Consider the following 10,623-nt stretch of genomic DNA (forward strand, 5'->3'; position numbering starts at 1 on the left):
CAACCACCGCCGCAACCACAGCGCCCTCGGAGGACGACCACCCATCAGCAGATGTAACCAACCTGCTGGCTGAGTACACCTAGGCGCGCGCCTGGGAGCCCTCGCGACCGGGGGCCGGTCGGGGGCAGATAAATCGACGCGTAGAGAGCATGGGCCGCTATACCCCCATGCGCTGCTAGCCCGCGGCGGCCCCGGCGGATTCCCCCGGCCGGGGATGCCGATATCCTGTCCAGTGAGACGAGGAGAACCATGACCACCCTGAAAGAACGCCTGCAGGCTGACGTCGTCAGCCACATGAAGGACCGCAACAAGGTTGCGCTCACCACCGTCCGCAACGTCCTGGGCGAAATCGAGACCCGCGAGAAGTCCGGCAAGACCCCCATCGTGCTCGACGACGCCCAGGTGACCTCCCTGCTCCAGAAAGAAGCCGCCAAGCGCCGCGACACGGCCCGCATCTACACCGAGGCCGGCGAATCCCACCGGGCGGCCGCCGAGATCGCCGAGGCCGAGGTCATTGAGGCATACCTGCCCAAGGCCCTTACCGCAGCCGAGGTGGAAGCCATCGTCGACGAGGTCATCGGATCCCTCACCGCAGGCGGCGCCGAACTGACCATGCGCCAGCTGGGCGCGGTGATGAAGCCAGTGACCGCGAAGGTGGCCGGACGCTTCGACGGCAAGGCCGTCAGCGAGATCGTGCGCAGCCGCATCCCCCAGTGACGGGGCGTGTCCCCCCGGAATCCGCAGCCCGGGCCTCCAGGGGGATGGCTGCCGGCGGCCGCCTGTATCCTGTGAGGGTACGTTGAATGGCAGTATCCGCCATCTAGCACCGCGCGGTTCGTGGCCGGACAACTGCCCAAAACACTGGACCGTGCCCCGGGCGTCGCGGAATGCCGCCGCAAAATTCAGTCTCCGATCCGCCCCTCGGACTCTGGGATTGGACCTCTGATCGCTACCGCCGCGCCTGGCCCCCAGGCATTCGAAACGCCAGCCCCCACGCCCCCGCAGGCGGCACGGGCCCAGGAGCCAGCCGTCGTGACGTGGGCCGAGGACGGCGGCAGCAGGAGCGCCCGATGGCGCTCGGCGAACGGAAGGCCCGCGCCTGCGCGCGTCCAGGCGGTCACAGACTCCCTGACCGCCGATGAGGCGAACCGGATGGCGTCCCAAGGCGTCGCGATGCTCTGGCAGGGCGACTTCCACAACGCGCGGCAGATCCTCAATGCCATGGATCGGCGGATGGGCGCGGGGAAGAAGAAAAATGCCGCAGACACTCCGGCCGACGAGTTTTACCGGCATCGGCAGTCCCGCTCGCACCGTGCGCGCATGCTGGGCCTGCTGCTGATTCCGCTTGATCCGGGCCCGGTGGTGCCGCTGCGGCGCTCCCCGGATATCCAGGCGGCCGCCGGGGAGGCGTACGGGGAAATACGCGAACCTTCGGTGGTGTCCCTGCATGAGCTTGTCGGCGCAATCGGCGCCCACGAGTGGCGGCGGAACGGCGTCTACGTCGATGCCTTGCAGGCCCGCATCCATCCGCACTACGGGACGTTCTTCCCGACCCGCAGCGAGTATGTCGACCTGGTGGCCGCCGCTCCGCTGCCCTCTGGGACGCTGGCGTTCGACGTCGGAACCGGCACCGGAGTGCTCGCGGCCGTTCTCGCCCGCCGGGGTGTCCAGCGCGTGGTGGCGACGGACAACGAGCCCCGCGCGATTGCCTGCGCCGGCGAGAATTTCAGGAACCTAGGGGTCCAGGACCGTGCGGAGGCTGTCCTGACCGACATGTTCCCGCCCGGCCGCGCACCGCTGATCGTGTGCAACCCGCCGTGGATTCCGGCCACCCCGCATTCCTCGTTGGACAATGCCGTCTACGATCCCGGGAGCCGGATGTTGCTCCGCTTCCTGAACGAGCTCCCGGCGCACCTGGAGCCGGGCGGGGAGGGTTGGCTTGTCCTCTCGGATCTGGCCGAACACCTGGGCCTGCGGACCCGTGACGATCTGCTGGGCGCCATCGAGGCGGCCGGGCTGACGGTGCTGGAACGGTTCGACACCAAGCCAAACCACCCCAAGGCATCGGACCGCAGCGATCCCCTGTTCGAGGCCCGCGCAGCCGAGGTCACCTCGCTGTGGCGGCTCGTCACCCGTTAGCGCCTCGCTCCGCAGGCGCGCACTCGCCGTTCTCAGCCCTCCATCGAAAGAGAAACACCCATGAGCCTGATCCGGCTGCAAGACGTCAGTGTCCGCTTCGACAACACCCAGATCCTTCGCGAGGCGTTCTTCCGCCTCGAAGCCGGGGACCGGGTAGGCCTGATCGGGAAGAACGGCTCCGGCAAGACGACCATCCTTAAACTGGTCCTCGACCAGGTGGCGCCGGATTCCGGTACCGTCACCCTGGAGATGGGGACCAGGGTGGGCTACTTCTCCCAGTTCTCCGAACTTAACGGCGAGGCAACCATCCTGGACGTGCTCGATGCGTTGTTCGCGGAAATCAAGGCCGTCGAAGCCGAACTCGCGTCCATCGACACTGCGATTGCAGGGGACCCCGCCGCTGCCGAACTGGACCGGCTGATCCAGCGCCAGGCCGACCTTTTCGCGGACATGGACCGGCTTGACGGCTGGGACTACCCGCGGCGTATCGACACGGTGCTCACCACCCTGGGCTTCGATGAAGCCCACCGCCGCTGCGCGATCGACGAGCTTTCCGGCGGCTGGCGCAACCGCGCGGCCCTGGCCAAGATCCTGCTGGAAGGCCCCGACGTGCTGCTGCTCGACGAGCCCACCAACTTCCTGGACGTCGCCGGCGTCGAATGGCTCGAAAGCTGGTTCCGGGATTTCCAGGGCGCCGCGATCATCGTTTCGCACGACCGGAAGTTCCTCGACGCCGTCGTCACGCGCATCATCGAGGTCGAGAACTTCCACCTGCACGAGTACCCGGGCAACTTCGGGGAATACGTCGTGCAGAAACAATTCCGCCTCAAGACCCTCGAGCAGCAGTTCGTGCACGAGTCCGAGCTGCTGGCGTTTGAGGCCGAGGGGATCGCCGACCGCCGCGAAGCGGCCAAGGCCGCCAGCCGCGGGCTCGGCAACCAGCTGGCCAAGATCAAGAAGACCCGCACGCCCCGGCCCGTGGACCAGATCGTCACGGAGATCTACGGCGGCCTGCACGTGAAGGATGTCCTGTGCCGGGTGGAGGGACTCGGCAAGTCCTACGGCAGCAAAGTCCTCTTCCAGGACCTGAGCTTCGAGATCCGGCGCGGCAACCGCATTGTGGTCCTCGGCGCCAACGGCAGCGGCAAGTCCACGCTGCTGAAGGTGCTGACGGGGGAGGAGCAGGCAGATGCCGGCGAGGTGAACTGGGCCAAGGGACCAGGTTTCGTGTCCTACAACCAGATGCTGGCGGACCTCGACGACGCCGACACGGTGTCCCACGCGGTCAACGCCCTGCCGGACAGCCTCGCCTTCAGCGCCACGAAGAAGTCAGTCAACCGTTTCCTGGCCATGTTCCAGTTCTCCGAGGCGGACCTCAAGCAGAAGATCGGTAACCTCTCGGGCGGGCAGAAAGCGCGCGTCGCGATGGCGCAGTGCCTGCTCTCCGGCGCCTCGGTGCTGCTGCTGGACGAACCCACCAACCACCTGGACATGTCCAGCACGCAGGTCATGGAACGCGCCCTGCTGCACTTTCCCGGAGCCGTGGTGGTGGTCAGCCACGACCGTTTCTTCAGCGAGAAGATCGCCAACCGCCTGCTGGTCTTCGGCGCGGACGGTGCCGAAGCCGGCGACGTCGACGTGCGCGCCGCCTAGCCCGCCGGGCCTTTCCAGTGCAGTCACGACGGCCCGGGACCGCGTGAGGGGCGCCCTTGAAGTGCCGGCCGCCGTAGCGTAGAAGTGACTAAGGCACGCAAGGGAGCCGCCATGCCACGCTCGCAAGCACCGGGGAGAACCACAATGATCCAGACAGTCCAGTCCGCTGATGGGACCAGCATTGCCTACGAGCAGGCGGGGACCGGGCCGGTTCTCATCCTGGTGGGCGGGGCGCTGAACAACCGGCATTCCGCCGCCAACCTGGTCCCTCTGCTGGCGGAATCGTTCACAGTGGTCAGCTACGACCGGCGCGGGCGCGGGGACAGCACCGACACGGCGCCCTATGCGGTGGAACGCGAAGTCGAAGACCTCCACGCGCTCGCTGCCGCGGCGGACGGGCCAGTGCACCTGTATGGGCACTCCTCGGGAGGGATTCTGTCCCTGGAAGCGGCCGCGGCGGGTCTCACCGTCAGGAAAATCGCCGTCTATGAACCGCCCTATCTGACCGGCGGAGGCGATGACTGGCAGGTTTTCGTGGACAAGGTACGTTCCCTGGCGAACGGAGGCCACGGCGACAAGGCCGTCGAGGAATTCATCCGGCACACCGGTGCCTACTTTGACCCCGGAATGACCCAGGCGCCCTGGTGGCCGTCGTTGGTGGCCCTGGCGCCCACCCTGCCGTACGACCTGACGCTCGCGGCTGACGGCAGTGTGCCGGCGGACCGGGTTGCGGGCATCGCCGCCCCGGTCCTCGCGCTCTTTGGCGGCGCCAGTGCTGCGTGGGCGGCCGCCTCGGCCACGGCGGTGGCCGATGCCGTGCGGGACGGACGGAAGGATGTCATCGAAGGCCAGGATCACGCGGTGGCGCCCGACGCCGTCGCCCCGGTTCTGCTGGACTTCTTCCGCTGACCGGTCCCGAAACCCGGGTTCCGGCCCGGGCGCGGGCCTCCGGGTTCAGGGGATAATGGAGTATGACCGAACAGGATCAGGACCGGGACCCCTGGGAGGAGTTCGACAGCCGCAAGGCGGCCGGACCGGACCGCGTCGCCGGATACCCAGGCGGGGAGCCCCAGGGCTTCGGCTTCCGCACTGGTGTGCGCAGCGCGCGGGTAGCCTTTGGATTTGCCGTCTATGCCCTCGTCCTCGGGACCGTCCTGGTGCTGGTCGGCGCCGTAGCCTTCATCGGCAGCGGCCAGTGGGTGTGGCTCGGCCTCATGGTGCTGATCGAGGCGGTCTTTGTCCTGGCCTTCGCCCGGCTGGTCGCCCTGGCACGGAACCGGCGGTCCGCCGGCTGATTCGACGCAGGCTAGAGCCAGGTCTTCTTCTTGAAGATCACGTACATCAGCGCCGCCGTGCCGGCCATCAGCCCGATTGCCATGGGGTACCCAAAGTACCAATGCAGTTCCGGCATGTGGTCGAAGTTCATGCCGTACACGCCCGCCACAAAGGAGGGGGCGAAGAAGATGGCGGCCCACGATGAAATCTTCTTGACCTGCTCATTTTGTTTCGCGCTGACCTCGTTCTGGCGGTTGGCGGTCAGTGTGCCGTCCAGGGTGAGGGCGTTCTGCAACAGGTCGCGGAAGGAGTCGGCGCGGGAGATCAGGCGTTCCACGTGGTCCTCGACGTCGCGGAGGTTGTGCTGCAGCTCCACGTCCACCTCGTACTTCTCGAAGCCGCGCCGGAGCTGCTGCATCATCGCCGGAAGCGGGTGGATGGCCCGCTGGAACTGGATGACTTCCCGGGCCAGTTCGTAGATCCGGCGGGAGACTTTGGGGTCCCCGCTGAAGAGCTGGTCCTCGATCTCGTCGATGTCGTTCTCCAGCCCGGCGACCACCGGGACGTAGTCATCCACGACCTTGTCCATGAGGGCGTACAGCACGGCTTCGGGTCCGTGGGCGAGCAGCTCAGGCCGCTTTTCGAGAAGCTGGCGAACCTGCGCGACGCCGCCGGTCTCGGCGTGGCGGACGGTCACCACGTAGTTCTTGCCGGTGAAGACGTGCAGTTCGCCGAACTCCACCGTCTCGCTCTCGTCCAGGTACCGGGCGGGCCGCAGGACGGTGAAGAGGTTGTCGTCATAGCGCTCCAGCTTCGGGCGCTGGTGGGCCGAGATGGCGTCCTCGACGGCCAGCCCGTGCAGCCCGAATTCCGACGCGACGGCCGCCATTTCCTGTTGCGTGGGCCGGTACAGGCCGATCCATGCCATGCCGCCGTGCATGGTCAGGGTCTCAAAGGTCTGTTCAAGGTTCTGCGGTTCCACACTGCGGACACCGTCGACGTAGACGGCGTTATCGATAATAGTCACGGGCCAATTATCCAGTGCCCGGCTCCGTTCGGGCGCACCGGCCGACGAACACGCCCGGCGGGCCCGGGCGCCCTGTCACTGTGCCCGGCCAGGGGCCAGTGAACTTCCCTGCGCCAGCCTGCTGATCAGCGGCTCGGTGCGGTACTGGATGTGGGTGTGGAGGGCCAGCACGGTCTCGGTCCGGATGACGCCCTTGATCCGCAGGATAGACCGCAGGGCCGCCTGGAGGTTGTGCGTGTCGGTGGCCACCACCCGGCACCAGACGTCGCCGCGTCCGGAGATCTCGTGGACTTCAAGGACCTGGGCGATCAGGCGCAGGGCGCCCACCACGCCGTCGAGCTCCCGGTGGTTCACTTCGATCGTGACGAAGGCGACGACGTCGTAACCCACCGACTCAAGGTCGATCTCGCGGCCGCCGTCGTGCAGCAAGCCGGAGCGCTGCATCCGGCGCATCCGTGTCTGGGCGGTATTCCGGGCGATCCCCAGGGTCTCGCTGAGCTCGCCGATCTGGATCCGCGGATCCCGGATGAGTTCCAGCAGGATCAGCAGGTCCGTGGGGTCCAAACTGTTCAAATCATCACTCCGGTTCATCTTTGGGGTCAGTGATTGACGGTTTTGATCAATTTTTACACAAACTTTTGCCCGATAGGTCATGACTACTTCAAGCTTTAGGCATCAATTGTTACCGGGCCGGCGGTTCCCCCATCACAGGGAAACGGCGCGGCCCGCTTCCACGCAAGGGCACGGACATGACAGTCTTCAGCGAACTCCGCATGCGCCCGGCCACGGCTGACCGCTGGGGCTGGGACGCGTCCACGACGGCGCGGCTTGTCATGGCCGGCGTCGTGATCTTTACGCTGCTGGTCGGTGCCAATCTGGCGACCCCGCTCTATCCGTTGCTGCAGGCCAAACTCGGCATCACCGCACTCGAGGTCACGGTGGCCTTCTCCGCCTACGTCCTGGCCCTCGTGGCGACGCTGATGCTCGCCGGACACTGGTCGGACCACATCGGCAGGCGGGCGGCCCTTGTGCTGTCGGTCCTGGTGGGCCTCGCCGGCGGCTATGTCTTCGCCGCCGCGGACACCCTCGGCACGCTCTGCGCGGGCCGGGCCCTTCAGGGGATTGCGGTGGCCCTCGCCACCGGTGCGAGCTCAGCGGCTCTGCGCGAACTGCTCCCCAGCCGGCCGGAATGGGCCTCGCGGTTCACCCTCCTGGCCTCCGCCGGCGGGGTGGCGGCCGGGCCGGCCATCGGCGGCGTGCTCTCCCTCCTGCCGGGCCCCACCTCCACGCCGTATTACCTGCATTCCGCCGTCCTGATGGCGCTGCTGGTCCCGCTTTACCTGCTCAAGGCCCGGCCGGCCCTCAGTTCGGCCGCCGGCCCGCAGCCGCTGCGCGTGCTCGCCCCGCGCAGGCCGTCGGTATCCAGCGAGGCCCGTGGCGCCTTCTGGCTGGCCTCATCGGTAGGCTTCCTCAGCTTCGCGGTCTTCGGGTTCTGCCTGTCCCTCGCGCCGGGCTATTTCGCCCAAATCGTCCATGCCGATTCACGGCCGCTGATCGGCCTCCTGGCGGGACTCACGCTCGGGGCCTCGGCGTTGAGCCAACTGCTGGCCGTGCGCGGACGGTTCGTGGTGCCGGTCGGGCTGGGCATGCTCGCCGTATCCGTGCCGCTGATCGCCGCGGCCGCGGCCTGGAGCGCTCCGTGGCTGCTGATCCTCGCCAGCATTACCGCCGGTTTCGGCCAGGGCGTGTCCTTCCGCACGGTGTTCAACGACGTGGCCGGCAAGGTCGAGGCCTCGCGGCACGCCCAGATCATCAGCACGGTCTACGTCATCACGTACCTGGGGAGCGCGTTCCCGGTCATCGGGCTGGGGCTTGCGGCCGGCGTGCTCGGGCTCCAGGCGGCCGTGGCGGGATTCGTCGTGCTCTGTTCCGCCGCGGGGCTCATCCTAACGGTCATCACCCTGCGGGCTGCGCTGCGCCGGGGCTGAACGCCGGCGGCAGCCTCAGTCCGGCAGCGGTCCCTGGTTGCCCTGGATGTGGTCAAACACCAGGGTGGTCTCCGTATGGCCCACCACCGGATCGGTCGCCAGGTTGTCCAGCACCCAGTCGCGCAGGTCCTCCGTAGTGGCGACGGCGATGTGCAGCAGGTAGTCCACTGAGCCCGAAGTGTGGAAGGTGGAGAGCACCGCCGGAAGCCGGGGCACCCGCGAGGTGAAGCGGTCGATCTGCTCGCGGTCGTGGGCCCGGAGCCTGACGGCGATTAAGGCCTGCACGGAGCGGCCGATCGCGGACAGGCTGAGCTTGGCCTCGAAGCCCTGGATGATCCCGCGCTCGGAAAGGGCGCGCGTGCGCATCAGAGCCGTCGACGGGGCAATGCCCACGAGCTCCGCCAGCTGTTTGTTGGAAATGCGGGCGTCCGCCACGAGTGCTGCGAGCAGGCGCTCGTCGATGGCGTCCAGCGGCTCGCCGGCACCCGCTGCCGGCCGAATATTCTTCACAATGCCACTCACGGATCCTCCTTGAGGTGTTGTGGGTTCATCATAATCGCGAATTTCCGGCATTTCCATTCGTAAGCCCTGTGGAACTCCGAATTATTACCAGATACTGGCCACATTCAATGGTGAATATTCATAAGGAGTAACGTGCTTTCTCAAGACTCGCTGGCTGTCCACGCCGGCCGGAACGGCCTCACCGAGTTGGGCGTGCACGCAGTGCCCATCGACCTCTCCACCACGGCGCCGCTTCCCTCGGTCCACGACGGCGGCCTGGCCTATGAGCACATGGCCACCGGGGGAACGCACCTGGCGGGCCAGAGCACGGTCTACCAGCGGCTCTGGAATCCTACCGTGGCCCGCTTCGAGGAGGGCGTCGCGGTCCTGGAGGACGCCCCGGAGGCTGTGGCCTTTGCCACCGGGATGGCCGCGCTGAGCGCGGTGCTCCTCGCCGTCGTGGCCACCGGGAAGAAGCACGTGGTCGCGGTCCGTCCGCTGTACGGTGGAAGCGACTATCTGCTGGCCTCCGGGGTCCTCGGCAACGACGTCACGTTCACCACCCCGGAGGGCGTCCATGCGGCGCTCCGGGCAGATACGGGACTGGTCATCCTGGAGACGCCCGCGAACCCCAGTTTGGAACTGGTCGATATTGCCCTGGTGGCTGCTGCCGCGGACGGCGTGCCGCTGCTGGTCGACAACACTTTTGCCAGCCCCGTCCTCCAGCGGCCCTTCAAACTCGGCGCCGCGATGGTGCTGCACAGTGCCACCAAGTTCCTCGGCGGGCACGGCGACGCGATGGGCGGTGTGGTGGCCGCGGCTCCCGAGTGGTCCGCCCGGCTGCGTCAGATCCGTGCCGTCACCGGCGGAATCCTGACACCTTGGCCGGCCTACCTGCTCCACCGCGGGCTGGCAACGCTCCCCGTCCGGGTCCGGGCCCAGCAGGCCAGCGCACAGAAGGTTGCCCTCGCCCTGGCCGGGCACGCACTGGTACAGCGGGTCTTCTACCCGGGGCTGCCCGAATGCGACCCGCAGGGCCTGATCGGCACACAAATGGCCGGCCCGGGTTCGCTCATGGCCTTCGAGGTGGCGAGCGCCGAGCACGCCGAACGGATCCCGTCCGCCGTCGGCATGGTCACCCACGCCGTCTCTCTCGGCGGCATCGACACCCTGATTCAGCACCCCGCAGGGCTCACCCACCGCCCGGTAGCCGCCGACGCCAAGCCGCACGCGAGCCTGCTCCGCGTCTCCGTGGGCCTCGAAGACGCCTCGGACGTGGTTGCCGATCTCGTGCAGGCCATCGAGGCAACCCGCTAGGGCTGCGTCGCCGACAGCGCGGGCGCCCGCCGCCCCGGATGCACGACGGCGGTGATCACCGCCGTCGTGCACGCCAGCCCGATCACGGTCAGGGCCAGGGCGTTCCAGCCCAGCGACTGGAAGACCAGGCCGCCGGCCCAGCCGATGACGCTGGAGCCGAGGTAGTAGGCGAAGTTGTACAGCGAGGCTGCCTGCGCACGGCCCGTGGTCGCGATGGCTCCTGTCCAGCCCGCGCCGATGCTGTGGGCGGCGAAGAAGCCGCCCGTGAACAGCACCAGCCCCACCAGGATCAGGGCGAGCAGCTCGGTGAGGGTCAGCGCCAGGCCCAGCGCCATGAGAACCGTGCCGGCGACCATGACGTTGCGCCGGCCGAACCGAAGGGTCAGCCCGCCGGCCCAGCGGGAGGAGATGGTTCCGGAGAGATAGGCCAGGAACATCAGGCTGATGAGGGTGGCCGGCAGGCTGAAGGGTTCCCCGGCGAGCCTGAAGCCGAGGTAGTTGTAGACGGCCACGAAGCCGCCCATCAGCAGGAAGGCCTGGACATAGAGGGCCAGCAGCCGCGGATTCCGGCCGTGACCGGCAACCGTCCGCAGTGCACCGCGGAAACCGGTGGCCGCAGCGGCCGTGAACCCCCGCGCCTGGGGCACCAGCACCAGGAACAGGGCGGTTGCCGCAGCGGCGAGGAGCGAGACGGCGAGGGCAGCCGCCCGCCACCCCCACAGT

General features: G+C 67.8%; 11 protein-coding genes. 7 read left to right on the plus strand and 4 right to left on the minus strand.

Going from position 1 to position 10,623, the window contains the following annotated elements; all coding sequences use genetic code 11:
• Positions 1 to 249: 249 nt before the first annotated feature.
• The 5 genes from BJG92_RS08245 to BJG92_RS08265 all read left to right on the plus strand — a co-directional run bounded on the left by BJG92_RS08245 (position 250) and on the right by BJG92_RS08265 (position 5,087).
• The gene (locus BJG92_RS08245; RefSeq protein ID WP_232083549.1) at positions 250 to 717 is read left to right on the plus strand and encodes a GatB/YqeY domain-containing protein; all 468 of its coding nucleotides are present in this window, start codon (positions 250 to 252) and stop codon (positions 715 to 717) included.
• Positions 718 to 1,032: 315 nt separating this feature from the next.
• On the plus strand, positions 1,033 to 2,139 hold the full coding sequence (locus BJG92_RS08250) for a class I SAM-dependent methyltransferase (RefSeq protein ID WP_232083550.1): 1,107 nt from the start codon (positions 1,033 to 1,035) through the stop codon (positions 2,137 to 2,139).
• A 60-nt stretch (positions 2,140 to 2,199) separates the two neighbouring features.
• On the plus strand, positions 2,200 to 3,792 hold the full coding sequence (locus tag BJG92_RS08255; RefSeq protein ID WP_232083551.1) for an ABC-F family ATP-binding cassette domain-containing protein: 1,593 nt from the start codon (positions 2,200 to 2,202) through the stop codon (positions 3,790 to 3,792).
• A gap of 144 nt (positions 3,793 to 3,936) precedes the next feature.
• Entirely contained in the window at positions 3,937 to 4,701 is a 765-nt protein-coding gene (locus BJG92_RS08260) for an alpha/beta fold hydrolase (RefSeq protein ID WP_232083552.1), read from the plus strand.
• Between the two features lie 62 nt (positions 4,702 to 4,763).
• Positions 4,764 to 5,087 (plus strand): hypothetical protein, encoded by a 324-nt coding sequence (locus BJG92_RS08265; RefSeq protein WP_232083553.1) that lies wholly within the window; start codon positions 4,764 to 4,766, stop codon positions 5,085 to 5,087.
• Positions 5,088 to 5,098: 11 nt separating this feature from the next.
• On the opposite strand, the gene corA is transcribed toward BJG92_RS08265, so the two are convergent.
• The gene (corA, locus tag BJG92_RS08270) at positions 5,099 to 6,094 is read right to left on the minus strand and encodes a magnesium/cobalt transporter CorA (RefSeq protein WP_232083554.1); all 996 of its coding nucleotides are present in this window, start codon (positions 6,092 to 6,094) and stop codon (positions 5,099 to 5,101) included.
• A gap of 75 nt (positions 6,095 to 6,169) precedes the next feature.
• Complete coding sequence (locus tag BJG92_RS08275; protein ID WP_374199778.1) at positions 6,170 to 6,667, minus strand: Lrp/AsnC family transcriptional regulator; 498 nt, start codon at positions 6,665 to 6,667, stop codon at positions 6,170 to 6,172.
• A gap of 176 nt (positions 6,668 to 6,843) precedes the next feature.
• Between BJG92_RS08275 and BJG92_RS08280 the strand changes: the two genes are divergently transcribed.
• Positions 6,844 to 8,082, plus strand: coding sequence for an MFS transporter (locus BJG92_RS08280; RefSeq protein WP_232083556.1), 1,239 nt, complete (start codon positions 6,844 to 6,846; stop codon positions 8,080 to 8,082).
• Positions 8,083 to 8,097: 15 nt separating this feature from the next.
• On the opposite strand, the gene BJG92_RS08285 is transcribed toward BJG92_RS08280, so the two are convergent.
• Positions 8,098 to 8,604, minus strand: coding sequence for an Lrp/AsnC family transcriptional regulator (locus BJG92_RS08285; protein ID WP_232083557.1), 507 nt, complete (start codon positions 8,602 to 8,604; stop codon positions 8,098 to 8,100).
• Between the two features lie 132 nt (positions 8,605 to 8,736).
• Between BJG92_RS08285 and BJG92_RS08290 the strand changes: the two genes are divergently transcribed.
• Positions 8,737 to 9,900, plus strand: coding sequence for a PLP-dependent aspartate aminotransferase family protein (locus BJG92_RS08290; protein WP_232083558.1), 1,164 nt, complete (start codon positions 8,737 to 8,739; stop codon positions 9,898 to 9,900).
• Here BJG92_RS08290 and BJG92_RS08295 read toward each other — a convergent pair.
• Positions 9,897 to 10,623 (minus strand): MFS transporter (locus BJG92_RS08295; protein ID WP_374199779.1); only part of this gene is annotated, 727 nt, incomplete at its 5' end. The two genes, BJG92_RS08290 and BJG92_RS08295, sit on opposite strands and share 4 nt — an antisense overlap.

It is taken from the genome of Arthrobacter sp. SO5 (assembly GCF_020532805.1).
In the GTDB taxonomy this organism is placed as follows: domain Bacteria; phylum Actinomycetota; class Actinomycetes; order Actinomycetales; family Micrococcaceae; genus Arthrobacter.

What these genes read in the sequence shown, in the direction of transcription:
- BJG92_RS08245 (WP_232083549.1), top strand. Translation starts at nt 250, where the DNA reads ATGACCACCCTGAAAGAACGCCTGCAGGCTGACGTCGTCAGCCACATG.
- BJG92_RS08255 (WP_232083551.1), top strand. Translation starts at nt 2,200, where the DNA reads ATGAGCCTGATCCGGCTGCAAGACGTCAGTGTCCGCTTCGACAACACC.
- BJG92_RS08260 (WP_232083552.1), top strand. Translation starts at nt 3,937, where the DNA reads ATGATCCAGACAGTCCAGTCCGCTGATGGGACCAGCATTGCCTACGAG.
- BJG92_RS08265 (WP_232083553.1), top strand. Translation starts at nt 4,764, where the DNA reads ATGACCGAACAGGATCAGGACCGGGACCCCTGGGAGGAGTTCGACAGC.
- BJG92_RS08280 (WP_232083556.1), top strand. Translation starts at nt 6,844, where the DNA reads ATGACAGTCTTCAGCGAACTCCGCATGCGCCCGGCCACGGCTGACCGC.